Here is a 23,771-nt window from a genome sequence, read left to right on the forward strand (position 1 = left end):
GTTTTTCGACGACTATTGTTCGTTATGAATGGAGGATGGATGCAGGCACAGGGGCTGCACGCTGATTTCCATCCACGGGTAGAGCGGCAGCGCGGTCAGGATGTCGTGCAGCTCCTGGTTGTCCGCCACGTCAAAAATACTGACGTTGGCGTACTGCCCCACCACGCGCCAGATATGCGGCCATTTGCCCTCCCGCTGTAAGCGCTGGGAGTAGGCTTTCTCTTTCGCTTTGATCGCGTCGACTTCTGCCAAAGGCAGCGACGACGGAATGTTGACCGTCATTTCCACTTTAAAAAGCATCGCGTTTTCCTTTTATTAACGTGCGTAATGACGCAGCTTGTCTTCGTCGATGTCGACGCCCAGCCCTGGCCCCTGCGGTAACGTCACCTGTCCCTCGCTGAAATCCAGCGGACGTACCACGATGTCATCCTTCAGCAGCAGCGGGCCGAACATCTCGGTGCCCCACTGCATCTTCACCGTCGACCAGGCGTGCAGCGAGGCCACCGTGCCGAGCGACCCTTCCAGCATGGTGCCGCCGTACAACGCCACGCCCGCCGCCTGCGCCACGTGCGCCAGCTTCAGGGCCTGCGCCGGGCCGCCCGCTTTGGCGATCTTCAGGGCATACGCGCCGGTAAAGCCGCCGCTCGCCAGGGCGTAGCCGTCATGGCTGGTCGCCACCGCTTCGTCGGCCAGAATGGGCACCACAAAACGCTGGCTGAGGGTGATGAGTCCTTGCCGATCCCACAGCGGGATCGGCTGTTCCACCAGGTCGATCCCGCCGTCCTGCAGCCGGGTCATCCCTTTGATGGCGGTAGTCAGATCCCAGGCCTGGTTGACGTCGACCCGCACGCTGACGTCATCGCCCAGCGCGGCTTTGATCGCCAGGGCTTGGCGGATATCGCTATCCAGCCCACCGGCGCCGATCTTCAGCTTGAATGTGTTGTGTCGCCCTTCCGCCAGCAGCCGTTTACCCTCTTCGATGTCTTTCTGGGTGTCGCCGCTCGCCAGGGTCCACAGCACCGGCAGGCGCTGCGTCAAGGCCCCGCCCAGCAGCGAGCTGACCGGCAGTCCCAGCGCTTTGCCCTGGGCATCAAGAAACGCGGTTTCAAGGGCCGATTTCGCAAAGGTGTTGCCCTTCACGCTGGCGTTCATCTTCTCCGCCAGGTCGGCCACGCCGTGGAACGACTGGCCGCACAGCAGCGGGGCCAGATAGGTTTGAATGGCGGATTGGATCGCTTCCGGGCTTTCGGCACCGTAGCTCAGGCCGCCGATGGTGGTGGCTTCGCCCCAGCCGGTGATGCCGTTCGCGCATGTCATTTTGACGATGGTCAGCGTCTGGCACCCCATGGTCGCCATCGACAGCTTGTGCGGGCGGATGGTCGGGATATCCACCAGCCAGCAGGTCAGGGATTCAATGGTGAGGGTCATGTAAAGCTCCTGCGGTTAAAAAGGTCACGACGTGGTGGGTAAATGCAGACGGGCAGGCCACGTTCGACAGGTGTGAGGCGGGCAAGGCGACGCATGAAGTCTGCTTCGCCTGGGCGGCGAGCCACTCCGCGTCCTGCAGGGTGGTGACAGGATCGTCAGCACCGGCAATCACCAGCATCGGACGCAGCATGGCGGCGACCTCAGCGCGCAGATCCGCCGCGGCCAGCGCTTCGCAGCAGGCGGCATAGCCGTCGGTCGGGGTGTCGGCGAGATCGTCGATCAGCAGTTGGACTATGCCGGGGTTCTGCTTGCGGAAGGCCGGAGTGAACCAGCGATCCGCCGCGGTACCGGCGACCGGGGCCATCCCCTGCTGACGCACGGTGGCGGCACGCTGCAACCAGCCTTTCGCCTCGCCGATCTTCGCCGCGGTGTTGGCGACCACGATGCGCGGAAAACGCGCCGGGGCATGGCGGTTGAGCCACATTCCGGTCATTCCGCCGAGGGAGATGCCGCAGAAAAAGGCGCGCTCAATATCCAGATGATCCAGCAGCGCAATCACATCCTGCCCCAGCGAATCGAGGGTGATGTCCTCTGCCGGAACCGGAGAGCGGCCGTGCCCGCGGGTGTTGTAGCGCAACACGCGGAAGTGGCGAGTGAAGTCGGCCATCTGCGGCTGCCACATCTGCCAGGTGGTGCCCAGCGAGTTGGAGAGCACCAGCACCGGAGCGTCTTGTGGGCCATCGAGGCGATAGTCCAGATCCATTTATGCCTCCTCGGTTTCGGCGTTGAGGGCAAAGGTCAGCGCCACCGGGGTGACGGACTGGAGATACTCTGGCGTCACGTCGCCAAACAGCTCGCGCACCACAATGCCGTCCGCCGTGATATCCATCACCGCCATGTCGGTGTAGATCCGGTCGATGCAGGCCATGCCGGTCAGCGGATAGGTGCAGGTTTTAACGATCTTGCACTCGCCCTGACGGGTCAGATGTTCGGTCATCACATACACGCGCTTCGCGCCAATCGCCAGGTCCATCGCCCCGCCGACCGCCGGGATAGATGAGGGTTCGCCGGTGCTCCAGTTCGCCAGGTCGCCGCGCTCCGAGACCTGATAGGCCCCCAGCACGCAGATATCGAGGTGGCCGCCGCGCATCATGGTGAAGGAGTCGCCGTGGTGGAAATAGCAGCCGCCGTCGAGCAGCGTCACCGGCTGTTTCCCGGCGTTAATCAGCTCCGGATCTTCACAGCCCGGCGCGGGCGCAGGCCCCATGCCGAGAATGCCGTTTTCGCTGTGGAGGAAGATCTCGCGATCCGCCGGAAGGTAGTTGGCGATCCGGGTCGGCAGGCCGATCCCCAGGTTCACGTAGGCCCCTTCCGGGATGTCGCGGGCGATGCGTTCGGCCAGCTGTTGATGGGTCAGTTTATTCACGGGATCTCCTTATGCCGTCTGCGGCAGGCGAGCGGGCGCGACCGTCACCACGCGTTGCACAAAAATTCCCGGGGTGACCACCGCTTCCGGATCGAGTTCGCCGAGGGCGACGATTTCGCTCACCTGGGCAATGGTGCAGCTGGCCGCGGCGGCCATGATCGGCCCGAAGTTGCGCCCGGTTTTGTCATACACCAGGTTGCCCCAGCGATCGGCCTTCAGGGCTTTGATCAGGGCGAAATCGGCTTTCAGCGGGTACTCGAGGACATAGTCTTTGCCGTCGATATGGCGGGTCTCTTTGCCCGCCGCCAGCTCGGTGCCAAACCCGGTAGGGGTGAAGATCGCCCCCAGCCCGCTGCCGCCCGCCTGAATACGGGCCGCGAGATTGCCCTGCGGGACCAGCTCCAGCTCGACTTCGCCGCGGCGGTAGAGGTCGTCAAACACCCAGGAGTCGGTCTGGCGGGGGAAGGAGCAGATCACCTTCTTCACGCAGCCGGCCTTCAGCAGCGCCGCCAGGCCATAGTCACCGTTGCCAGCGTTGTTGCTGATCAGGGTCAGATCCCGCGGCTTACGGCGGATCAGGGCATCCAGCAGCTCGGCGGGCTGTCCGGCCGCGCCAAAGCCGCCCACCATCACCACCGCACCGTCGAAAATATCGGCCACGGCGGCATCGGTGGCGGCAATCCGTTTATCAATCATTTGCTTACCTCGTTGTTTTTATTCGTGGACGGCAGGCTGCGCAGGGCGATCCACGCCAGCAGCGCATAGGCCATCAGCAGCAGGGAGACCGGCCAGGAGGCGTCGAAATGCATCAGCAGCGCCACCGCCAGCATCGGCCCGAGGCCGCCGGAGAAGATCGAGCCCACCTCATGCCCCAGCGCCAGGCCGGAGTAGCGCACGCGCACCGGGAACAGGTCGCTCATGATGCAGGGCTGGGTGCCGATCATCGCCCCGTGGCAGAACGGCAGGCCGAGCAGCATTGCCAGCATGATCCAGCCGTAGTCCCCGGTGGAGAGCAGCCAGAAGAACGGGAAGGCCATCACCAGCAGACCGATCACGCCGATGTAGTAGACCGGCTTCAGGCCGATGCGATCCGAGAGCGCGCCCCAGAACAGGATCGAGAAGAACTCCACCAGCATCGCCAGAGTCACGGCGCTGATGATCTCCCCGGTGCCGATGCCGATGTGTTTGGCGTAGACCACCGAGAAGGTGAAGAAGATATAGGAGGCCCCGTTCTCCGGCAGGCGCAGGGCGATGGCCTGCAGCAGCGCCTTCGGATGCTCGCGTATCAGCACCATCAGGGGGATCTTCTCGTGCTTCGCCTCCGGTTTGGCCTGGCTAAAGGCCTTGCTCTCGCGGATGTTTTTGCGGATATAGACCCCGACCAGGAAGATCAGGATGCTGAGCAGGAAAGGCACGCGCCAGCCCCAGCTCATCAGCTCCTCTTCCGGCAGCTTCTGCACCAGATAAAAGGCAAAGGCCGAGAGGACAAACCCGCCGGACACCCCCATCTGGCTCCAGGCGGTAAAGTAGCCGCGACGCGATGCCGGGGCGTTTTCGCTTAGCATCAGCACCCCGCCACCCCACTCGCCGCCGGACGCCACGCCCTGTAAAAAGCGCAGGGTGATGAGCGAGATCGGCGCTCAGATACCAATCTGGGCATAGACCGGCAGCAGGCCGATCACGAAGGTGGTAGCCCCCATCAGGGTCAGGGTCATGATCAGCGTCATCTTGCGGCTGTAGCGGTCCCCGATATGGCCGAAGACGATCCCGCCCAGCGGACGGGCGAGGAAGCCCACCGCAAAGCCGGAGAAGGCCAGCAGCGTGCCCTGCATCGGGTCGCCGCCCACCGGAAAGAACAGCGGGCCGAAGACCAGCGCCGCGGCGGTGCCGTACAGGAAGAAGTCATACCATTCCAGGGCATTGCCCAGCACCGAGGCGATCACCAGCTTGCGCAGCTGTCCGGCATCCTGCGTCCCCACAGCCGGGGCAGCAGTTGTTTGAGTCACGACATTGCTCATCCGCGTTACCTTTTATTGTGGGTGTTACGCTTCCAGGTCATGCCCGACGGCATGGTAGCGACGGTTGAAGTAAACCAGCCCGCGCGGGGCTTCGCTGACGCGGATCGCCTGCACCTGGCAGTAGAAAACGCTGTGGCTGCCCACTTCATGACAGGTGTCGATCAGGCAGTCGAAGCTGGCAACCGACGAGCTGAGCACCGGTGCGCCGCTGGCCATCACCTGCCAGGAGTCATACTGAAAGCGCTGCTCGGAGCGCAGGCTGGCGTTGGCGAAGATCCCCGAAAGATCCTGATGGTCGCTGGAGAGCACGTTGACACACAGGGCTCCGTTCTGCTTGAAGTGTTCGTTGGCAAAGGAGTTGCGGTTCATGCAGACCAGCAGCGTCGGCGGCGAGTCCGTGACGCTGCACACGGCGGAGGCGGTAAAGCCAAACTTGCCCGCCGGGCCGTCAGTGGTGATTACAGAGACCGCACTCCCCAGCTGCGCCATGGCATTACGAAATTCGGTTTGCAGTGTCATAAGGTTTCCTCACAGATCGATAACTAAACGGGCGCTTTTGGCCCGGGAACAACACAACAAAATCTGGTCGCCGTCGGCTTTCTCTTCATCGGTCAGGTAACTGTCGCGATGGTCCGGCTCGCCTTCCAGCACGTCGGTCAGGCAGCTGCCGCAGATCCCCTGCTTGCAGGAGACGCACACCTTCAGCCCGGCAAGCGCCAGCGCCTCGACGATGCTCTGGTTCTCCAGCACCTGCACGGTGATGCCGCTGGCTGCCGCGAACACCTCGAAGGCCGCGCCGCCGGTTTCCACGTCGACGCTGAAACACTCCTGATGTACCTGCTCCGGGCGATAGCCGCTTGCCGCCGCCTGTTCGGCAACGGCATCCATCAGCCGGGTCGGGCCGCAGGTGTAGACGTGGGTGTTGGCCGGGACGTCGGTCAGCACGGCCGCGAGGTTCAGGCGTTGGCTGTCGCTGAAGTGCAGCTGGACGCGGTCGGCCCAGGCCGCCTGCTCCAGCTGAGAAATAAAGGCCGCCCCCTCGCGGGTTCGGGCGCAGTAGTGCAGGCTGAAAGAGCGCCCGCTGGCGTGCAGCTCGGCGGCCATCGCCAGCATCGGGGTAATGCCAATCCCGCCGCCAATCAGCAGGCTGTGGCTGGCCGTCTCGTCCAGTGCAAACAGGTTGCGCGGGTCGCTGACCGGGATCCGATCCCCCACCTTCAGGGCGTGGGCGGCCAGTGAACCGCCCTGGGATTGGGTATCTTTCAGAATGCCGAGCTGGTAGTGCTGGCGATTTTTTGGGTCGCCGCACAGAGAGTACGGACGCACCAGGTCCTCTGCCAGATGCAGATCGATATGCGCTCCCGCGCTGAAGGGCGGGAGGTCGATACCGTCAGCATGCGCCAGGGTTAGCAGGACCACCTCGCCCTGCAACTCCCGCCTGATAACCTGTAATGTCAGCATGTTGACTCCTTAACGCATAAACAGACCGCCGTTGATGTCCCAGGTCGCCCCGGTGACAAACGACGCCTGCTCTGATGCCAGCAAGGCCACGGCCTGGGCGACAAACTCTGCTTCACCTAACTGGCCGACCGGGATCATCTGCAGCAGCCCGGGCATCTTCTCTTCCGGCACCAGGGCGTGAACCATCGGCAGATCCAGCGGCCCCGGGGCAATGGCATTCACCGTCACGCCAGATTTGCTCAGCTCGCGGGCAAAGATTTTGGTCAGGGTCAGGATCCCGCCCTTCGAGGCCGCGTAGTGCGCCCCGGAGGCGGTGCCGCCGTTCTGCCCGGCCAGCGAGGCCAGGTTGATGATGCGGCCGTAGCCGCGGGTGGCGAAGTAGCGCCCAAAGGTCTGGCAGCCGACAAAGGTGCCGCGCAGGTTGGTGGCGATCACCCGGTCGAACTCCTCGACCGCAATCTCCATCACCGGGGTGGCGAGAGTGAGCGCGGCGTTGTTGACCAGCACCTGCAGGCTGCCGAAGCGTTCAACGGTGGCGTCGAGCGCCTTCGTGAAATCCTGCGGCTGGCAGATATCCAGCCCCAGCGCCAGCACCCTGCCCTGACCGTTATCGAGACGATCCGCGGCCTCCCGGGCGCGAGCCATATCGACATCGGTCAGCACCACCTGATAACCCTGCTGCAGCAGATGTGCGGCAATCGCGTTGCCCAGACCGGCGGCCGCGCCGGTCACTAATGCGGTTTGCGTCATGAAGGACTCCTCAGAGGATGTAGCCGATGCTGTGCAGCACATCGTCGCTGTTGACCAGGCGGATCACCTTCCGGGTAATCAGCAACCTGCCGTCCTGCGGCTTAAGGTGCCAGGTAATGTCCGCCGCGTAGTGGCGGCTGTGGCCTTTGCGGTGCTCCCACAGGGATTGTGCCCCGCGCACCACGATCAGATCCTCGCTCGACTCCAGCAGGCGAAAGCGCGACAGGGTGCGCAACGTTCTGGCCCGCGGCGTGGTGGAGATCGACTCCCCGCTGTAGAGGCGCTTCACCCGGCGCTCGCGCATGTGGTGATCGTCGCAGGCGTAGTTGAGGGTGTTTTTAAAATCTTTCTCGTTCGGGTCGATCGGCACCACGTACAGGCCGTCGTGCTGCCACAGATCCAGCCAGGCGTTGAACTCGCCCTGGTCCAGCAGATCGCCTTCGAGGTTGATTACGGACATCGCCGCGAACAGCACAGAATCCGGGGTCATCATTTTTCGCTCTCCGTCATTAACTTTTTCCACTGCTGGTAGGCCGCCCGCATTCCGGTTTCGGCGCTGACGTCGCTGCGCAGGCCGTCATCGGTGCGGTACTCCCCGGCCAGGCCGCGGTTGAGCATGATCCACAGGTCGTCGCCCGCGGTGGCCCCGCGCTGGACGCGCTCCCAGGCTTCGGAGTCATCCGGGGTGCCAAAGCCCATCGGGCCCTGGAAGTGTTCGTGCAGACGCAGACGCGCCTGGTTGGCAATCTCCGGCCCGCCGTCCATGGTGATCACCGCGTGGTGAATCTCGGTTTCCATCACCGAGATCGGCTGCAGGACGCGGAAGAAGGCCATCGAACAGGCGATGTTCGGGAACAGGTTGAGGTTGAAGCCGGATCCGCCCACCGCCCGCACGATGCGGCGCACCTGCTCTTCGTCGTGCTCTTTGCGCAGTTCGTCCGCCAGCTCAACAAAGCGTTCCGGGATTGGCGCATCGAGGTTAGCCTCCAGATCCACCAGCTCGGGGATCATCACCATCACGCTGTGGCCGTTGCCGAGATCTTCGACATAGCCGCTACCGTCGACGAAGTTGAGCATCTCTTCGGTCTGTTTATCGACGGAGCTCAGGAAGGAGCGGTGGACCACCGGGAAGTGGTAGCCGTCGGTGGTGTTCTCCAGCTGGATCTTCCAGTTGCCCGGGAAGCGGAAGCGGTGTGCAGGCCCGGTCTTAATCGGGTAGCCCGCCCCCTGCTTCATAAACAGATCCATCCACTTCTTCGCCGCGCCGAGGAAATCCTCCAGGGGTTCGATCTGCTCGTTAAAGGTGGCGAACACCATGCCCGCATACTGCTCGGTACGCAGCGACACCAGCCCCAGCTCATTTTTCTCCAGCTGGTCGGCGTAGCTTTCCGGGTGCGGCACGCCGCGCAGGCTGCCGTCGAGGGCGTAGCCCCAGCCGTGGTACGGGCAGACGAAGCTGTTGGTTTTGCCGCTGCGGTGTTCGCAGACGGTGGCCGCGCGGTGGCGGCAGCGGTTCAGCAGGGTGTGAAGGGTGCCTTTGCGGTCGCGTACCACGATCACCGGCTGGGTGCCGATCTCGGTGGTTTTGAAGCTGCCGGTCTCCGGGATCTCGCTCACGTGTGCTACCCAGACCCAGGTCTTCGTGAAAATACGGTCCAGCTCCAGCTGGAACAGCGCGTCTGAGGTATAGAGCGAGGTGTGGACGCGGTCGTGCTTGACCAGGGCTGCAATCTCTTCCCGGCTCGGGGCGGGCTGCGCCGTGGTATCGATATTTTTGACATTGATGATGTGGTCACACTGCATAATCTGTCTCCTGCTCGTCGTCGGGGTTCTACTTGTTGTCAGGTACCGGGAGCGCATCCGCCGCCTGCCAGTGGCTTACCGGCCGGCTGAACAGGTTGCGGGTGGTGAAATGGTGCATGGTCATCTCACCCGCCTCGCGACGGAAAATAATCTGCAGCTCGGCGGCGTTCAGGTGCGCACCGCCCGCGGTAAAGGCGGAGGTTTGCAGCATCAGCCAGCGGCCGTGCAGCTCGCCGTCGGCATCCTGATACAGCGCTTCCGAGCATAAAAAGTGGCCGTTGAGGGTGAAGTGCGCGGGGTGGCGGACATAGCCCGCCATCATCGCTTCAATCGCCTCGCGCCCCTGATGTCTGCCCAGCCGGGTGGCGTAAGGTTCACCCACCCCTTCCCAGCAGGCGTCTGCGCTGAACAGGGCCCCGATGGCCTGTACCGTCGCCATGTTGTCCAGCCGATCGCACAGCCGCATGTAGTTGCTGATACAGACCCGGGCTGCCTGCTGATCTTCCAGCTGCTGTAAACGCAGCGCATCCTGTGGGCTCATGCTGGGCTCCGTTACTGAATAATCAGTTCACGCCCGACGCGGGCTTCGATCTTGCAGTACTTCCACAGCTTGCTCTCGCCGTCGCCCACCGGGGTGGTGCGGAACAGGTTGCAGGCGGCCACCACGCTGTCGAGGTTGTCGGCATCGGCCAGCACGTAGGTGGTCCAGGGCGATGAGGTGGACGGGCCGACCATCAGACGGTCGTCGTCCATGTTGCCGATCACCCGGATGCCCTGGGTTTCGTCGATACCTTTCATCATCACGCCGAACGCGCCCCACACCTGTTTGGCTTCTGCCGGGGTGGCATCAAAAAAGTTCTGGTTTACGCCGATGCAAAACAGCACGCGTAAGGTTGTTGTCTGGCTCATCTGTTGCTCCATTCGTCAAAATTACAAATAACCCGGCAGAGGCTGGCCACCGAAGTAGACCGTACCGGCGTTGAGATAAGAGAGATCGCCCATAAAGGCGTGCTGGGTGATCACCATGGTGTCGCGCACGTAGCGCTGCAGCGGGCTCTTCATGGTGATGCCGCCCATGCCGTTCAGCGCCAGCGCCTGACGGGTGACCTCGGCGGCCACGCGGGTGACGTGGGTGGACGACAGCCGCAGGGCGTTGATCTGTTCGCAGGCGGGTTCATCCCCGGCGAGAATGCGCTGCCAGACGTCGTCGATGGCGTCGTAGAACCACGCCCGGGCGGAACGCAGATCCGCTTCACAGCGGGCAATCTGCATCTGCGCCTGGGGGCGGTCGGCCAGCCGCGGAGCGCCGGTCACCGACTGCTGACGATGGGCAATGGCATAGATTTCATTCAGGGCGGCGCGGGCCACGCCGAGCGCCACCACGGAGAGCACTTGGGTGGCGAGGGAGAGCACCGGATAGCGATAGAGCGCCCCGTCGAGGTTCAGCGCACCGCCGCGCACGAAGGTCCACTCCCGGGGCACAAAGGCGTCGTTAACCACCAGATCGTGGCTGCCGGTTCCGGCCAGGCCGACGGTGTTCCACACCGGGTCGATCTGCACGCTATCGCGCGGCAGGACCGCCATCCGCGGCAGGGATTCACCGCTCTCCGGCAGAATGCCGACGCCGAACACCGAGGCGCCCATGCTGCCGCTGGCAAAGCCCCAGCGGCCGGTCACGCGGTAGCCGCCGTCGGCCAGCACCGCCTTCTGCGGCGGGAAGATGCCCCCGGCGAAGACCACGTCCGGGCCGTCGCGGTAGAGCTCTTTCAGGGTGTCCTTTGGCAGCGCGCCGAGATAAAACGGGCTCATGCCGAAGCTGGCGACCCAGCCTGCGGAGCCATCGGCGGTGGCGATCTGCTCGATCAGCTCGCAGAACTGCGCCGGGGAACACTCCTCGCCGCCGTAGATTTTGGGGACCAGCGCGCGGTAGACGCCGACCTGCTTAAACCGGGCGATGATGTCGTCAGAGATATGACGCTGTTGCTCAAAATCGGCGCTGCGGGCCGCAACGTCATTCAGCAGTGGAACGAGCTCCTCACGAACATGAACGGCTGACATAACTTCCTCCCGAAAAGAGTGTGCGGCCCGCAGAGAGACGAGCGCTGCCGCAATGAGTGGTACTCACTGAGTTATTAACTGTGTTCGCTAAAACGGGATGGTTAGCGGCGTCGTCGTTCAGCCAGCCATTCGGCGGCCTGCACCAGCAGGCCCTCCTCGCCTTTGGCGGCGACGAGCTGTAGCGCCACCGGGCGACCCTGTAGTTCCCCCATCGGCAGGGTCAACGCCGGGTGGCCGCTGAGGTTGAACGGGCGCACCAGCCGGGTGAGGTTGACTACGGTAAGCGGGTCCTGCGCCTCGTCCAGGGTCGGGGGCAGTTCCGGCAGGGTTGCCAGCGCCAGCAGCGGGGTGTTCGCCAGCTGAGCATCGACCTGGGCGGTAAATATCCGGCGGATATCTTCTGCGCTCTTCAGGGCGTCGGTATCAATGCTGGCACCGGCGCGGATGCGGGTTGCCACGTCGGCGGAGACGCGGTCATCGCTCAATAACGGGCTAAAGGCCTGCCAGTTTTCGTGGCTGATGACAGTCAGCCCGGCGCGGTGCGCATCGCCCAGCAGGGGCAGTTCAACCTGCTGCGGGCGCAGGTCGATCTGTGCCAGGGCATTCAGCAGCAGGGAGTCTATTTCGACGGTTGCCGCCGGAATAAAGCCAATCACGGGCAGCGTGGTCAGCGGCGCGTTCACCGGAATGGCAAGACGGGTCAGCACCTGGCGCAGGACGCTGCTGCTGCGGGCGAAGATGCCCACGCAGTCCAGCGAGCTGTGGGCGGGCATCACCCCTGCCCGGCTCAGCCGGCCGTAGGTGGGTTTTAACCCGAGGATCCCGCAGCAGGCGGCGGGCATTCGCACCGAGCCGCCGGTGTCGGTGCCGAGGGCGAAATCCACCTCACCGGAGGCCACCACCGCGGCCGAGCCGCTGGAGGAGCCGCCGGGGATCAGGTCAGGAAATCGGGGGTTAACCGGCGTGCCGCTCCAGGGGTTGATCCCGGTGACGCCAAACGCCAGCTCGTGCAGGGTGGTCTTTCCGGTCAGGACGCAGTCCTGTCCGAGCAGGGTCGCCACCACGTCGGCATGCTGTTCCGCCGCCGGACTGGCTGCCAGCGCCGGGCAGCCGGCACGGGTCGGGTAGCCTGCGATGTCGAGGGTGTCTTTCACCGCGAAGCAGAGGTCTCCCTCGCCAAGGGTAAACCGTTCTACGTAACCATTGCTCTCAGTAACAGGCTGCATAATTCGCACCTTAACCAGAAAAAACGAATCATATTCGGGCGGAGCAGTCTGCGCTGCGATTCAACCCACGTGAACTCAGGTCAATCATGGAATATTTAGATGAATATTCAAGTAATTTTTCACGTTAATTTTACGTAAAAATAACATTGAAACATTTTTATAACACTTGCAGGAGGGAGGGTTATGATGATGATAAATAACAATAAACAGGGCGCTGAAATGAAAAAAAAGCCGCCCTGAGGTTCAGGGTGGCCATTATTTAAGTGATTGTTTTAAAGCGGATTAACGGGAATTTTTAAGGCTGTCACAAAACCGCAATTCTCCCTACGGTGCCTTCAGAGCTCGTTCAGATTATCGAGCACCTTCGCCAGCGACAGGTTCATTTTTTCCATCTGGGCGGCGGTCATGCCCTTAAAACCCTTCTCAAAAACTTTGCTGGTAAGACGGTGCGCCTCGGCCACTTTTTCACGCCCGGCATCGGTCAGCATCACCTCGGTGACCCTGGCGTCCTGGACGCTGCTGGCGGTGGTCACCAGGCCGTCATCCCGTAGGCGACCGACGATTTTGGTCACGGTCGGCATCTTGGTCATCGCATATTCGGAGATCTGCGAGATGCTGGCCTTACCGTACTGCTCGGTAATCATCAGCACCCGAAAGCGGGAAACATCGAGCTGCACCTTTTTCAGTGTGATTTCCATCACTTGCGTGTAACGCGCATAGACATTAACGATCCAGTAGAACGGGAACTCTTCGCGATGAAAAGAGGAGCCGCTGTCTGACGATGTAGTGGTTTGACTCATGAAATGACGTTCCAGAAGTGATGCAATGGCGGCAATTATACCCGCTATTGTCCGCCCGCTATAGCCTCTTCACCTCCTGCGGCGCCTTCTCTTATTACCTCTGCGCCACGAAAGCCGATCGACATCGCAATATGATTCGAAAACGCTACGTGATTAACAATTGCGTATCATTTTTCAAACATAACATTGACGTTTATGTGTGCGATTTCCTATACGTTAGCGCACGTGTTCAGGTTGCACGAAACAACAATACCAATAACCGCAATGTGGAGCTTTTCATGAACGAGAGTCCATCGCTGGAACAGACACGCGCTGACGTGCTGGCTCCACCTTCGCCTGCTGACGCCGCGCTCGATCCGCGTCAACAGCGGGTGATCAAAAAAGTTATTCCGCAGGCTCATTACTTTTTTGTTCATCCTGTTCGTCTTCTCGTACCTGGATCGCATCAACATCGGCTTTGCCGGGCTGACGATGGGCAAAGATCTGGGGCTGACCAGCACCATGTTTGGCCTGGCGACCACCCTGTTTTACGTGATGTATGTGATTTGCGGGATCCCCAGCAACGTGATGCTGAGCGTGGTGGGTGCGCGGCGCTGGATCGCCATTCTGATGGTGGTGTGGGGGATTGCGTCCACCGCCACCATGTTCGCCACCGGCCCTGGTAGCCTGTATGTGCTGCGCATGCTGGTGGGGATCGCCGAGGCGGGCTTCCTGCCGGGCCTGCTGCTCTATTTAACCTTCTGGTTCCCGGCGCACTACCGCGCCCGCGCCAACGCCCTGTTTATGATTGCCATGCCGGTGACCATGGCGCTGGGCTCGCTGGCCTCCGGGTACATTCTCAACCTTGATGGGGTGATGAACCTGAAGGGCTGGCAGTGGCTGTTCCTGCTGGAGGGCTTCCCGTCGGTGATTCTGGGCTTTGTGGTCTGGTTCTGGCTGGATGACAGCCCGGATAAAGCCCGCTGGCTGACCCAGGATGACAAAGCCTGCCTGAAGGAGATGCTGGAGGCGGATCGCCTGAATGCCGAGAACACCCAACTGCGGGAGCGGGCCGCGCTGGCGCCGAAACAGGGCAGCCTGATGCGGGAGCTGTTCACCCCGACCATCATGCTCTACACGCTGGCCTACTTCTGCCTGACCAATACCCTGAGCGCCCTGAGCGTCTGGACGCCGCTGATCCTGCGCAGCATCAGTGAGGAGAGCAGCAACGTCACCATCGGGATCCTGAGCGCCATCCCGCAGATCTGTACCATCGTGGCGATGGTCTGGTGGAGTAAGCGTTCCGATAAGCGCAACGAGCGTAAAGTCCACACCCTGCTGCCGTACCTGTTTGCCGCCGCAGGCTGGATCCTGACCGCCACCAGCCGCGATCCGATGCTGCAGTTCACCGGGATCGTGATGGCCTCGTCGGGTGCCTTTGCCGCGATGGTGATCTTCTGGACGACGCCGGACCGCTCTATTTCACTGCGGGCTCGCGCCGTGGGAATTGCGGTGATCAACGCCACCGGGATGACCGGTGCCGCGCTGGGGCCGCTGCTGATGGGGCTGATGAAGGACATCACCGGCAACTTCAACGCCGGGATCTTTATGGTGGCCGGTTTCCTTGTGCTGGGCGCGGTGGTGATTGCGTTGATTCCGATGAAAAATACCACGCAGCAATAGTGACATCGCCGGGTGGCGGCTACGCCTTACCCGGCCTACGGTTTTTGTAGGCCCGGCAAGCGCAGCGCCGCCGGGCAATCAAACTTACTCCGCTGCGACCGGTTTCACCCGCACCCCGGCAAACACCATCACCATCGCCGCGACCAGCAGCACGCCGCTGGCGGTGAATACCCCGCTGGCCCCGTTGAGATCGAACACCGCCCCGCCCCCTGCCGCACCCGCGCCGATCGCCAGCTGGATCGCGGCAACCATCAGTCCGCCCGCGCTTTCGGCTTCGTCGGTGACGGTGGTCGCCAGCCAGGTGGACCAGCCCACCGGTACCAGACCGAAGGCGAAGCCCCACAGGCTCACCAGCAGGCCGTCCACCAGCGCCAGATGCCCAAAGGCCACCATCAGCAACGCCAGGATCCCCATCGCAAAGGGCACCAGCGCCAGGGTCAGCCGCAGGTTGCGCGCCAGCAGATGTCCGGCGATGGAGGTGCCAACGAAGTTCGCCACGCCGAAGCCGAGCAGGATCAGCGAGATGGTTTCAACGCTCGCCTGCCCTACCGTCTCAAGGAACGGACGCAGATAGGTAAAGAAGGCGAAGTGGCCGCTGAAGATCAGAATGGTCGCCAGCAGGCCACCGATCATCCCCGGACGACGCAGGACCCGCCACAGCGTGCTGAGGCTGCCGCTGTTCTCAGGGCGCATCGACGGTAGGACCCACAGCTGCCACAGCAGAGCCAGCGCGCTGGGCACCACGCAGAGGATAAAGACGTTGCGCCAGCCGATCAGGCTGCCGAGATAGCTGCCGAGCGGCGCGGCCACCACGGTGGCAATCGACACCCCGGAGAAGATAATCGCCAGCGCCTTCGGCACGTCGCTGGCGGGCACGAGGCGCATCGCGGTGGCGGTGGACATCGCCCAGAAGCCGCCAATCGCCACGCCGAGCAGCAAACGCCCCATCAGCAGGACATGCAGAGAGGGTGCGAAGGCGACCAGCAGGCTGGAGACAATTTGCAGCACCGAGAAGAACATCAGCACCCAGCGACGGTCGATACTTTTAGTAGCAGAGGTGATCAGCAGGCCGGTGACCAGCGCCACCAGCGCGGTGGCGGTTACTGACTGACCGGCCACCCCTTCGCTGACGCCGAGACTGGCGGCCATGGGCGTCAGCAGGCTGGCGGGCAGAAACTCGGCGACGATCAGGCCGAATACCCCCAGCCCCAGCGACCAGACCGCGCGCCAGGCAGGTCTGGCCGGAGTGCTGGCCTCGTTTGCGGCGATGGATGAATGCATTTGTAATACTCCCGTTATGAAAATGTGACGTATGTCGCAAAGCATAGATAGTTCACCGCGGACGATCTATGACATATAATCTCCACTTATTGATTATTCGTCCGGGAATAGAGAAATGACGCTACAGTCGCCTGATTTGATCAGTGAGTTGCTGCGCGGAATGCGCCTGTCGGGGGTGAAGTACCGCCGGATTGAGGCGAGCGCGCCGTTCGGCGTGGCCTTCAGCGCGGCCGCGGGAAAAGCGCAGTTCCACTTTATCAGCCGCGGCCCGGCGGTATTACGGATGCACAGCGGGGCGCGTTTTGCGCTGAACAGCGGCGATGCGGTATTTATCCCTAACGGTGATGCCCACGCCCTGCTCTCAGGGGATGACGCGACGGTAACGCCGGTCTCGGCTTTTCCCAGCGAGCCGATCTGCAACAGCGTCTGCGATATTCACTGCGAGCCCTGCCCGGACAGCGATAACGTGGTGATATTTAGCGGGTGTATGGATTTCGATCTCGGCGGGATGCAGCCGCTGATCAAGGCGATGCCGGAGGTGATGATGGTCAGCCGTCTGATGACCACCTGGCCGGAGATCCATCCTCTGCTGGAGGCGATGGAGCGCGAGTCGATGACCCGTCAGGTGGGATTTGCCGGGATCCTCGCCCGGCTGGCGGACGTGGTGGCAGCCCTGATTGTCCGCGGCTGGGTCGAAGCCGGGTGCGGGAAAGCCACCGGCTGGATCCAGGTGCTGCGCGATCCGCGTCTCAGCCGGGCGATCTACGCCATGCACCAGCAGCCGGGGGGTTAACTGGAGCGTGGCGGAGCTGGCAAAGGAGGCGGGAACATCCCGGTCGGTGTTTGCCGAGCGGTTTCTCTCGGCCACCGGGACTACCCCGGCGAAATACCTGACCGAGCTGCGGATGCGGCTGGCGATCCAGTATATCGGGCAGGAGAATCAGGCGATTGAGACCGTGGCGCTGCGCCTCGGTTACGGCTCACTGGCGGCGTTTAGCCGGGCGTTTAAGCGGATTGTCGGTCAGTCGCCGGGCGCGTTACGCGAAGCCGGTCAGACTCCACAGGAGATCTGACCGGACGGATTAGCAGTTAAAGCCAGCTCTGCTGCGACGGTGTGCCTTCGCTGCGCTCTTCACGCGGCAGCTCGATGGTGAGCGTGGAGAGATGTTTTGACCACAGATCGGCCACCCATTTCACGCCGCGCGCGGTAAAGCGCGCCTGGGACCAGGTGTGCTGGTTTTCGCCCACGCCGCTGTGCAGCGTAAAATAGCCCGCGTCGATATGGTGCTGCGGCGGAACCAGATTGCCGCCGACGCGCTGCATGATATTGCGCTCCAGCAGGAACTCGCGGAACTGCGGCTCTTTGGCTTTCAGCATTTTACAGAGCTGACGAAAACCCATCGCCTCTTTCACTCTGACGAACTGGTCAAAAAACACCGCCTTTGGGGCCCAAAGGGCAAGCTGCTCCTCCGCCCGGTGGCATTTTTCATACTGCTCGGCCCAGGCGCGTGCCGCCGCTGCCGGATTGGTAAAGTCCGGGAGATTGGCGTTTCTCTCACGCTCCTGCCAGCGATCCAGCATGGCAGCCGTGAAGCCCGGGGAGATGCGTGAAACCGTCAGCAGGGAGTCTCGTTTGTTGAGCAAAAACTCCTGCCGCGTTTCACCTTCGCGCTCGTACAGACTGGCCGTTACCGGCTGCGAAAGACGCTGCGCTGTTTCCAGGCTCTTCACCATGCGCTTCACCTCGGTATGGGCAATACCGGTCATCTTTGCGATTTCGCGGCTGCTGATGGTGGCAAGCGGGTTATTGGACTGGAAAGTTTGAACAGGAATTACCATAGGTTTCACCCCTCACTCATACATTACTCGGGTAATTTGCTCTAATAGTATACAAATACCTGTTCAAATATCCAGTATAATTTTTAAGCGTACCCCCCTGAAAAGCAGGCCACGCCTAAGTTCCCGTAATCAGGACGTTTTTGGCGACGTCTTCAGGCTTTCCAGTTCACGCGCATCATGGCTACAGAAAAAAGTGATGTCGTTGGCGTGCGAACAGGAGAGCTCGCGCAGCCGCTGCTGGTTACGACGCCGGGCATCGTTATCCATCGCCATCATCCACTGGTAAAAGCGCAGCCCGGGGGTACAGTGGCGCTGCGGCTGGCGCATCTCATCCCGGTAAAACCAGGCGTCACCCCCGTGCAGCAGCCACCCCTGCGGCTGGCGGATGGCAATCCCGGCGTGACCCGGCGTATGCCCGGCCAGCGGCACCAGCAGGATCTCCGGCGGCAGTCCGTTTAGCGCCGTTACCGCGTCGAAGCCAAACCAGCGCTCTCCCTGCACCTGATACCCCTCCCAGCCAGAGGTGGCGCTCCACTGCCCGGGGCGGTAGCGCTCCCGCTGCAGCCAGCTGTGGCGCTGCTGCGCCGTGTCGATCTCCTGCTGCATTAAGTGGATGCGCGCGTGAGGGAAGTCGGTCAGCCCGCCCGCGTGGTCGAAATCCAGATGCGTCAGAATGATATGGCGGACGTCCGCCACGCTGAAGCCCAGCGCCTCGACCCGGGCGCGTGCCGTGAGCGATTCCCGGCGCTGGATGTTATTCAGCACCCGGAAAAAGCCCGACAGCCGGGAGGGGTCACGCACGTCCCCTTGCCCGAAGCCGGTATCCACCAGCACCAGCCCGTCGCGCTCGGTTTCAATCAGCAGGCAGTGGCAGACCAGGTGCGCATGCAGCCCCTTGCTGAAACCGTCGTAAAATGCGCCGCCCAGCGGGCACATGCACCCGCAGTTAAGGTGATGGATCTTCATATCGCCTCCTCATCAAGGTGATTGCGTCTGCTGATTCTGCTCTGACGTGCCAAAATGCGCGGTGTCGCCGTGGCCGTGTTCACCGCTGCCCTGCACCCGCCGGAGCTGGATGACCTCGCCCTGCTGCCAGGCATTGGCGCCTTTCGCCACCGGGTGGGCCACGATATCGGCACGCTGGCGTTTAATCTCCTGAGTATCGATCCCCAGACGGCGATCGCGATCCGCCAGCAGCGCCGGATCGAGCTGCCCTTCCCCGGTAAAGCCCATCATCAGGGCCGGGATGCCAAGTGGCAGGGTTTTATCGCGATCCGTATGCCAGGTGTGCCAGGTTTTGCCATAGGTGTTGACGATTTTGCTCATCAGCGCCTTGTCCGCCACCGCCGGCAGGCCGGGTGCCACCAGGCTGCCCGATTTCACTTCGTACTGATGGCTGTGCCAGAGCTTTTTCTCCTCCGGCGGCAGGGTGTTAAACAGGCGTTCGCTGATGATGTACTCGACGCCCATCAGTCGGGCGTCCTTCGTATTGCCGTCATAAATGACCGCCTGCATGACGTCTTCATTAAGCACCGTCACGTAGTGATGGGCCTCCATCTGGCCGTTTTTATCCCCGCTGTAAAAATGAAAGCCGTCGAGATAAGCGCTGATCGCCTCCACCGGCGGCCGGGACTGAATCACCTGGGCGCCGGTTTCCAGGGTGCGCATTTTGGCGGAGGTGCTTTCACCGGGGATGGGCGCCTGCGGCGGTGAGTTATTCGCCCCGCAGCCGACAAGAAGCAGGATGGCTGGAACGATCAAAGATAACGATTTCATTGGCACTCCCTTTCACTTAGCCTGGTTATGAAGGTAGTGCAGATGCAGGGATTGATCCGGCATATGTGTGAAAAAACAGCGGCTTCGCTGTGATTCGTCCGCAACGGTAAATTGTCTGGTTATGCGCAAAATGCGCTATCCGACACGCTAAGTGGCTAAGATTCGTCTAAGGTTTTCAGGTGATTGATGACAGCGGCCACGCTGCCCAACGAACTTAGGAGAACAACCATGATGAGACCTCAACGCCACCCTACACTGCGGCTGGCGATTGGCGGCATCCTGCTTGGGATCACCGCCTTCAGCTATGCGGACGACTCGTCCAGCAGCCAGAAACAGCCACCAGACATCCTGTTTGGCCCGCTGTTTAACGATGTGCAAAGCGCCAAACTCTTCCCCGATCAAAAAACCTTTGCCGATGCGGTACCGAAAAACGATCCTCAGGCGATCCTTGCCGATTACCACATGCAGCGCAAACAGTCCGGCTTCGACCTGCGTCATTTTGTCGACATGAACTTCACCCTGCCGGCGGAGAAGGAAAAATACGTTCCACCTGCCGGGCAGAGCCTGCGCGCGCATATCGACGGCCTGTGGCCGGTGCTGACGCGCACCACCTCCAGCGCCGGGAAGTGGGATTCGCTGCTGCCGCTGCCGAAACCTTACGTGGTACCGGGCGGACGTTTCCGCGAGATCTACTACTGGGACAGCTACTTCACCATGCTGGGGCTGGCCGAGAGCGGTCACTGGGATAAAGTCGCCGATATGGTGGCCAACTTTGCCTGGGAGCTGGATAGCTGGGGCCATATCCCCAACGGTAACCGCAGCTACTACCTGAGCCGCTCTCAGCCGCCGTTCTTCTCTCTGATGGTTGAACTGCTGGCGACGCACGACAGCGAGGCGCTGAAGAAATACCGTCCGCAAATGGAAAAAGAGTACGCCTACTGGATGGAAGGCGTGGATGCCCTCCAGCCGGGTCAGGCCAGCCAGCGGGTGGTGAAGCTGGACGATGGTGCCGTGCTGAACCGCTACTGGGACAATCGCGACACGCCGCGTCCGGAATCCTGGCTGGATGACATCAACACCGCGAAAAAATATCCGAGCCGCCCGGCGACGGAGATCTACCGCGATCTGCGCTCCGCTGCCGCCTCCGGCTGGGACTTTAGCTCGCGTTGGATGGACGATCCGCAGCAGCTGGGGACGATCCGCACCACCAGCATCGTGCCGGTGGATCTGAACGCCCTGATGTTCAAGATGGAAAAACTGCTGGCGAAGGCCAGCCAGGACGGCGGGGACAGCGCAGCGGCCAGCCGCTATGAAGGTCTGGCCTCCGATCGTCAGAAAGCGATGGAGCGCTATCTGTGGAACGACAAACAGGGCTGGTATGCGGATTACGATCTGAAAACCAAACAGGTGCGCGATCAGCTGACCGCCGCGGCGCTGTTCCCGCTGTACGTGCAGGCGGCCTCGCAGGAGCGTGCGGACAAGACGGCCTCGGCCGCCGAAGCTCAGCTGCTGAAAGCCGGCGGGATTGCAACGACCAACGTCAACAGCGGCCAGCAGTGGGATGCGCCAAACGGCTGGGCACCGCTGCAGTGGGTGGCCACCGAAGGTCTGCAGAACTATGGCCATAAAAAAGTGGCGATGGACGTCACCTGGCGCTTCCTCACCAACGTGCAGCACACCTACGATCGTGAGCAGAAGCTGGTGGAGAAATATGATGTTTCCACGACCGGCACGGGCGGTGGCGGCGGCGAATATCCGCTGCAGGACGGCTTTGGCTGGACCAACGGCGTGACGCTGAAGATGCTGGATCTGGTTTGCCCGCAGGCCAACCCTTGCGACAAACTGCCGGCTACGCAGCCAGCGGCCAATGATGAACCGGCGACCACGACCCCTGCGGCTACCGGTAATCAACCGGCGGCCACTAGCGCACCGACCACCAGTGATCAGCCGGCGGTAACAACGCCACCGGCGGCCAGTACCCCGTCCACATCACAGCCTGCGGCTAATGATGAACCGGCAGAAACGCAGAAGAGTGTCGGGCAGTAAGGTTTCCCAGGACGGGTAAGGCGTAGCCGCCACCCGGCAGTGCCGCTTCAGTGCGGCTTGACTGCCCGGCGGCGCTGCGCTTGCAGGGCCTACAAGGTCAAAGGCAGTTCGTCGTTCGTAGCCCGGGTAAGGCGTAGCCGCCACCCGGGAGTGTTGTACCGGTGGGACCGATTCCCCCCTCACCCCAACCCTCCCCCCTCAGGGAGAGGGAGAAAATCCCGGCCCAAAAAAAACGGCTCTTACATAAGAGCCGTTTTTACGCGTGTCAGGCGCGTCGTACCATCCTGTAGACAAGAAGCACGAGAATGGCGCCAACCACGGCGACCAGAAAACTTTGCAGGTTAAATCCGGATACACTGCCGCCGATGCCAAACATCGTTGCCAGCCAGCCGCCGACAACCGCACCTACGACCCCAAGGATACAGGTCACAATAAAGCCGCCACCATCACGTCCAGGCATGATGAACTTTGCGATAACACCAGCAATCAGACCAAATACAATCCAGGCGATGATACCCATAGCGATGCCCTCTTGCAGAGTTAAGCTTGCGCAGAACACCTGTCCACGCGAGTCATCTAAGTATAGGCAATAGTCGGAAAACCAGTTTGAGTACACTGACTTAATTGCGGCTCTGACGAAAAAAATAATTGCTGGTTTGTATTAAGTTCCGCGGGCCGGTGCCGATAACGCATCCACAGACTGTCATCTATCCAGGAGCCTTGGGGCGTGAGTAATTACAGTGAGCAGTTCCTGAAAACTAATCCGCTGGCTGTATTAGGGGTCATACGCGACCTGCAAAAACAGGACGTTCCCGTGCGTATCAGCTGGGGGAACAACCAGTTCATCAGCAAAATTCTGGATGCAACGCCAGAACGACTGGTGATGGATTTGGGGAGCCAGGAGTACGAAAACCGCTCGGTGCTGCGCGCAGAAATCATTACCGTGGCCGCCGACACCCAGGGGGCAAAAGTGGAGTTTGATCTGCCGAAAGTGGAACAGGGAACTTACCAGGGACTGCCCGCTTTTATCACCGCCCTGCCGGCTTCGGTATGGTGTATCCAGCGCCGGGAGTTTTTCCGTATCAATGCCCCGCTGCACCCGGCCTACTTCTGCAAAGCCAAAATGCCGGACAAGAGCGTGATCCGTTTTCGTCTGCACGATCTCTCGCTGGGCGGCATGGGCGCGCTGATGGATAGCGCGAAGCCGGAGGCGCTGGTCGAGGGGATGCGCTTCTCGCAAATCGAACTGGATATGGGCGGCTGGGGTCGCTTCTTCTTCGATGCGCAGCTGATCACGGTGAGCGAGCGTAAGGTGGTGGACAGCAAAAACGAAACTATCACCACGCCGCGTCTGAGCTTCCGTTTTCTCAATGTCGGGCCGGGCCCGGAACGTGAACTGCAGCGGATTATCTACTCGCTGGAGCGTGAAGCGCGGGAGCGCGCCAACAAGGTGCGCTAATCGCGACCGGGCAGCGCGATGCTGCCCGGCAACGGATTACATGGCGTCCATCGCTTTCTGTACTTTCCAGATATAGCGCGGTGCCTGCGGGGCGGGGTGATTGTTGACGACGTGCTCAAAGAACTCGTCTTTGTCCATGTCGTTGATCTCGGCAATCGCCTTTTTGCGATCGGAGGAGAAGGTGCGCAGCAGCGCGCCTGCCCCGTTAACGTAGGAGACCACCAGCGCATACTGCATCACTTCCGGATCCTCAATTCCCTGCAGGATCCCGTGCTCCAGAATGCTCAGGTAGGCGGTACCCATCGAGATATTGCGCTCCGGGTTTTTTAGCTCGCTGGTGGACGGCTGTCCGCTCCAGCCCATATGCCGGTAGACTTCCCGCCCGGCGGTAGAGGCTTTCAGCTGCATCAGGCCCACTGCGTTCGATTTACTGACCAGATTCGGGTTCCCGCCCGACTCCACCGCAATGATGGCGGTCACCAGACGCGGGCTGACGCCCCAGGCTTCACCGGCTTTTTCGCTGATCGGCATCCACTGCATCGCCCGTTTCACCGGCACTTCCGGGTTCCATTCCGGTTTCTGGTAATCCTGCTTTGAACTGCATCCTGCAAGCAACACAATCAAAAAAGCAAACCATCTCAATTTCACGTCATCTGTCCTTATGGTCATTCATCGCTGTTACCCTATCCTCCGCTTGATGAAGGATGCGCTCAGGCGGCATGATATATACATTTAGAT

23 protein-coding genes and 3 pseudogenes are annotated in these 23,771 nt (G+C 61.6%); 4 read left to right on the plus strand and 22 right to left on the minus strand.

The window, feature by feature from the left end:
- Positions 1 to 12: 12 nt before the first annotated feature.
- The 16 genes and pseudogenes from catC to AAHB66_RS13715 form a co-directional block, all read right to left on the minus strand.
- A complete protein-coding gene (gene catC / locus AAHB66_RS13640) occupies positions 13 to 300 on the minus strand; it encodes a muconolactone Delta-isomerase (RefSeq protein ID WP_347113295.1) in 288 nt (95 codons plus the stop codon).
- A gap of 15 nt (positions 301 to 315) precedes the next feature.
- Positions 316 to 1,428: a muconate cycloisomerase family protein gene (locus AAHB66_RS13645; protein ID WP_347113296.1), complete on the minus strand. Its 1,113-nt coding sequence runs from the start codon at positions 1,426 to 1,428 to the stop codon at positions 316 to 318.
- Positions 1,412 to 2,191 (minus strand): 3-oxoadipate enol-lactonase, encoded by a 780-nt coding sequence (gene pcaD / locus AAHB66_RS13650; protein ID WP_347113297.1) that lies wholly within the window; start codon positions 2,189 to 2,191, stop codon positions 1,412 to 1,414. The genes AAHB66_RS13645 and pcaD overlap by 17 nt, the downstream gene beginning before the upstream one ends.
- Positions 2,192 to 2,854 (minus strand): 3-oxoacid CoA-transferase subunit B, encoded by a 663-nt coding sequence (locus AAHB66_RS13655; RefSeq protein WP_347113298.1) that lies wholly within the window; start codon positions 2,852 to 2,854, stop codon positions 2,192 to 2,194.
- Between the two features lie 9 nt (positions 2,855 to 2,863).
- Positions 2,864 to 3,550 carry a 3-oxoacid CoA-transferase subunit A gene (locus AAHB66_RS13660; RefSeq protein ID WP_347113299.1) on the minus strand — a complete coding sequence of 229 codons (687 nt, stop codon included), beginning with the start codon at positions 3,548 to 3,550 and terminating at the stop codon, positions 2,864 to 2,866.
- Positions 3,547 to 4,809 (minus strand): annotated as a pseudogene (locus tag AAHB66_RS13665) (MFS transporter). Before AAHB66_RS13665 ends, AAHB66_RS13660 begins: the two are co-directional and overlap by 4 nt.
- An 87-nt stretch (positions 4,810 to 4,896) precedes the next feature.
- Entirely contained in the window at positions 4,897 to 5,391 is a 495-nt protein-coding gene (locus tag AAHB66_RS13670) for a flavin reductase (RefSeq protein WP_347113300.1), read from the minus strand.
- Positions 5,392 to 5,400: 9 nt separating this feature from the next.
- The gene (locus AAHB66_RS13675) at positions 5,401 to 6,333 is read right to left on the minus strand and encodes a PDR/VanB family oxidoreductase (RefSeq protein ID WP_347113301.1); all 933 of its coding nucleotides are present in this window, start codon (positions 6,331 to 6,333) and stop codon (positions 5,401 to 5,403) included.
- Positions 6,334 to 6,342: 9 nt separating this feature from the next.
- Positions 6,343 to 7,083 carry an SDR family NAD(P)-dependent oxidoreductase gene (locus AAHB66_RS13680; RefSeq protein WP_347113302.1) on the minus strand — a complete coding sequence of 247 codons (741 nt, stop codon included), beginning with the start codon at positions 7,081 to 7,083 and terminating at the stop codon, positions 6,343 to 6,345.
- A gap of 10 nt (positions 7,084 to 7,093) precedes the next feature.
- Positions 7,094 to 7,573: an aromatic-ring-hydroxylating dioxygenase subunit beta gene (locus AAHB66_RS13685; protein ID WP_347116488.1), complete on the minus strand. Its 480-nt coding sequence runs from the start codon at positions 7,571 to 7,573 to the stop codon at positions 7,094 to 7,096.
- A complete protein-coding gene (locus AAHB66_RS13690; protein WP_347113303.1) occupies positions 7,573 to 8,886 on the minus strand; it encodes an aromatic ring-hydroxylating dioxygenase subunit alpha in 1,314 nt (437 codons plus the stop codon). Before AAHB66_RS13690 ends, AAHB66_RS13685 begins: the two co-directional genes overlap by 1 nt.
- Positions 8,887 to 8,914: 28 nt before the next feature.
- Positions 8,915 to 9,427, minus strand: coding sequence for a nuclear transport factor 2 family protein (locus AAHB66_RS13695; RefSeq protein ID WP_347113304.1), 513 nt, complete (start codon positions 9,425 to 9,427; stop codon positions 8,915 to 8,917).
- A gap of 11 nt (positions 9,428 to 9,438) precedes the next feature.
- The gene (locus AAHB66_RS13700) at positions 9,439 to 9,795 is read right to left on the minus strand and encodes an IacB protein (RefSeq protein ID WP_347113305.1); all 357 of its coding nucleotides are present in this window, start codon (positions 9,793 to 9,795) and stop codon (positions 9,439 to 9,441) included.
- A gap of 21 nt (positions 9,796 to 9,816) precedes the next feature.
- Positions 9,817 to 10,944 (minus strand): acyl-CoA dehydrogenase family protein, encoded by a 1,128-nt coding sequence (locus tag AAHB66_RS13705; RefSeq protein ID WP_347113306.1) that lies wholly within the window; start codon positions 10,942 to 10,944, stop codon positions 9,817 to 9,819.
- Positions 10,945 to 11,045: 101 nt separating this feature from the next.
- Positions 11,046 to 12,170, minus strand: a complete 1,125-nt coding sequence (locus AAHB66_RS13710; RefSeq protein ID WP_347113307.1) for an amidase — start codon at positions 12,168 to 12,170, stop codon at positions 11,046 to 11,048.
- A gap of 335 nt (positions 12,171 to 12,505) precedes the next feature.
- The gene (locus AAHB66_RS13715; protein WP_347113308.1) at positions 12,506 to 12,970 is read right to left on the minus strand and encodes a MarR family winged helix-turn-helix transcriptional regulator; all 465 of its coding nucleotides are present in this window, start codon (positions 12,968 to 12,970) and stop codon (positions 12,506 to 12,508) included.
- 278 nt (positions 12,971 to 13,248) lie between these two features.
- Between AAHB66_RS13715 and hpaX the strand changes: the two are divergent.
- Positions 13,249 to 14,632: pseudogene (gene hpaX / locus AAHB66_RS13720) on the plus strand (4-hydroxyphenylacetate permease).
- Positions 14,633 to 14,716: 84 nt separating this feature from the next.
- Here hpaX and AAHB66_RS13725 read toward each other — a convergent pair.
- The gene (locus tag AAHB66_RS13725) at positions 14,717 to 15,913 is read right to left on the minus strand and encodes an MFS transporter (protein ID WP_347113309.1); all 1,197 of its coding nucleotides are present in this window, start codon (positions 15,911 to 15,913) and stop codon (positions 14,717 to 14,719) included.
- 115 nt (positions 15,914 to 16,028) lie between these two features.
- Between AAHB66_RS13725 and AAHB66_RS13730 the strand changes: the two are divergent.
- Positions 16,029 to 16,986, plus strand: a pseudogene (locus tag AAHB66_RS13730) (AraC family transcriptional regulator).
- A gap of 16 nt (positions 16,987 to 17,002) precedes the next feature.
- Here AAHB66_RS13730 and AAHB66_RS13735 read toward each other — a convergent pair.
- The 3 genes from AAHB66_RS13735 to AAHB66_RS13745 all read right to left on the minus strand — a co-directional run bounded on the left by AAHB66_RS13735 (position 17,003) and on the right by AAHB66_RS13745 (position 19,528).
- Complete coding sequence (locus AAHB66_RS13735) at positions 17,003 to 17,752, minus strand: phage antirepressor KilAC domain-containing protein (protein WP_347113310.1); 750 nt, start codon at positions 17,750 to 17,752, stop codon at positions 17,003 to 17,005.
- Positions 17,753 to 17,881: 129 nt separating this feature from the next.
- On the minus strand, positions 17,882 to 18,718 hold the full coding sequence (locus AAHB66_RS13740) for an MBL fold metallo-hydrolase (protein WP_347113311.1): 837 nt from the start codon (positions 18,716 to 18,718) through the stop codon (positions 17,882 to 17,884).
- Between the two features lie 12 nt (positions 18,719 to 18,730).
- Positions 18,731 to 19,528: an OBAP family protein gene (locus tag AAHB66_RS13745; protein WP_347113312.1), complete on the minus strand. Its 798-nt coding sequence runs from the start codon at positions 19,526 to 19,528 to the stop codon at positions 18,731 to 18,733.
- A 228-nt stretch (positions 19,529 to 19,756) separates the two neighbouring features.
- Between AAHB66_RS13745 and treA the strand changes: the two genes are divergently transcribed.
- A complete protein-coding gene (gene treA / locus AAHB66_RS13750) occupies positions 19,757 to 21,574 on the plus strand; it encodes an alpha,alpha-trehalase TreA (RefSeq protein WP_347113313.1) in 1,818 nt (605 codons plus the stop codon).
- Between the two features lie 265 nt (positions 21,575 to 21,839).
- On the opposite strand, the gene AAHB66_RS13755 is transcribed toward treA, so the two are convergent.
- Entirely contained in the window at positions 21,840 to 22,094 is a 255-nt protein-coding gene (locus AAHB66_RS13755) for a GlsB/YeaQ/YmgE family stress response membrane protein (protein WP_337014661.1), read from the minus strand.
- A gap of 207 nt (positions 22,095 to 22,301) precedes the next feature.
- On the opposite strand from AAHB66_RS13755, the gene AAHB66_RS13760 reads away from it, so the two are divergent.
- Positions 22,302 to 23,033 (plus strand): flagellar brake protein, encoded by a 732-nt coding sequence (locus tag AAHB66_RS13760; RefSeq protein WP_347113314.1) that lies wholly within the window; start codon positions 22,302 to 22,304, stop codon positions 23,031 to 23,033.
- 36 nt (positions 23,034 to 23,069) lie between these two features.
- Here AAHB66_RS13760 and emtA read toward each other — a convergent pair whose 3' ends face one another.
- Positions 23,070 to 23,681, minus strand: coding sequence for a membrane-bound lytic murein transglycosylase EmtA (emtA, locus tag AAHB66_RS13765; RefSeq protein ID WP_347113315.1), 612 nt, complete (start codon positions 23,679 to 23,681; stop codon positions 23,070 to 23,072).
- Positions 23,682 to 23,771: the final 90 nt, after the last annotated feature.

It is taken from the genome of Leclercia sp. S52, assembly GCF_039727615.1.
Classification (GTDB): domain Bacteria; phylum Pseudomonadota; class Gammaproteobacteria; order Enterobacterales; family Enterobacteriaceae; genus Enterobacter; species Enterobacter adecarboxylatus_B.

Bases quoted from the DNA above. Each gene is read 5' to 3' on its own strand.
- catC (WP_347113295.1), bottom strand. From the start codon at position 300: ATGCTTTTTAAAGTGGAAATGACGGTCAACATTCCGTCGTCGCTGCCT.
- AAHB66_RS13645 (WP_347113296.1), bottom strand. From the start codon at position 1,428: ATGACCCTCACCATTGAATCCCTGACCTGCTGGCTGGTGGATATCCCG.
- pcaD (WP_347113297.1), bottom strand. From the start codon at position 2,191: ATGGATCTGGACTATCGCCTCGATGGCCCACAAGACGCTCCGGTGCTG.
- AAHB66_RS13660 (WP_347113299.1), bottom strand. From the start codon at position 3,550: ATGATTGATAAACGGATTGCCGCCACCGATGCCGCCGTGGCCGATATT.
- AAHB66_RS13670 (WP_347113300.1), bottom strand. From the start codon at position 5,391: ATGACACTGCAAACCGAATTTCGTAATGCCATGGCGCAGCTGGGGAGT.
- AAHB66_RS13675 (WP_347113301.1), bottom strand. From the start codon at position 6,333: ATGCTGACATTACAGGTTATCAGGCGGGAGTTGCAGGGCGAGGTGGTC.
- AAHB66_RS13680 (WP_347113302.1), bottom strand. From the start codon at position 7,083: ATGACGCAAACCGCATTAGTGACCGGCGCGGCCGCCGGTCTGGGCAAC.
- AAHB66_RS13685 (WP_347116488.1), bottom strand. From the start codon at position 7,573: ATGACCCCGGATTCTGTGCTGTTCGCGGCGATGTCCGTAATCAACCTC.
- AAHB66_RS13690 (WP_347113303.1), bottom strand. From the start codon at position 8,886: ATGCAGTGTGACCACATCATCAATGTCAAAAATATCGATACCACGGCG.
- AAHB66_RS13695 (WP_347113304.1), bottom strand. From the start codon at position 9,427: ATGAGCCCACAGGATGCGCTGCGTTTACAGCAGCTGGAAGATCAGCAG.
- AAHB66_RS13700 (WP_347113305.1), bottom strand. From the start codon at position 9,795: ATGAGCCAGACAACAACCTTACGCGTGCTGTTTTGCATCGGCGTAAAC.
- AAHB66_RS13705 (WP_347113306.1), bottom strand. From the start codon at position 10,944: ATGTCAGCCGTTCATGTTCGTGAGGAGCTCGTTCCACTGCTGAATGAC.
- AAHB66_RS13710 (WP_347113307.1), bottom strand. From the start codon at position 12,170: ATGCAGCCTGTTACTGAGAGCAATGGTTACGTAGAACGGTTTACCCTT.
- AAHB66_RS13715 (WP_347113308.1), bottom strand. From the start codon at position 12,970: ATGAGTCAAACCACTACATCGTCAGACAGCGGCTCCTCTTTTCATCGC.
- AAHB66_RS13725 (WP_347113309.1), bottom strand. From the start codon at position 15,913: ATGCATTCATCCATCGCCGCAAACGAGGCCAGCACTCCGGCCAGACCT.
- AAHB66_RS13735 (WP_347113310.1), bottom strand. From the start codon at position 17,752: ATGGTAATTCCTGTTCAAACTTTCCAGTCCAATAACCCGCTTGCCACC.
- AAHB66_RS13740 (WP_347113311.1), bottom strand. From the start codon at position 18,718: ATGAAGATCCATCACCTTAACTGCGGGTGCATGTGCCCGCTGGGCGGC.
- AAHB66_RS13745 (WP_347113312.1), bottom strand. From the start codon at position 19,528: ATGAAATCGTTATCTTTGATCGTTCCAGCCATCCTGCTTCTTGTCGGC.
- treA (WP_347113313.1), top strand. From the start codon at position 19,757: ATGATGAGACCTCAACGCCACCCTACACTGCGGCTGGCGATTGGCGGC.
- AAHB66_RS13755 (WP_337014661.1), bottom strand. From the start codon at position 22,094: ATGGGTATCATCGCCTGGATTGTATTTGGTCTGATTGCTGGTGTTATC.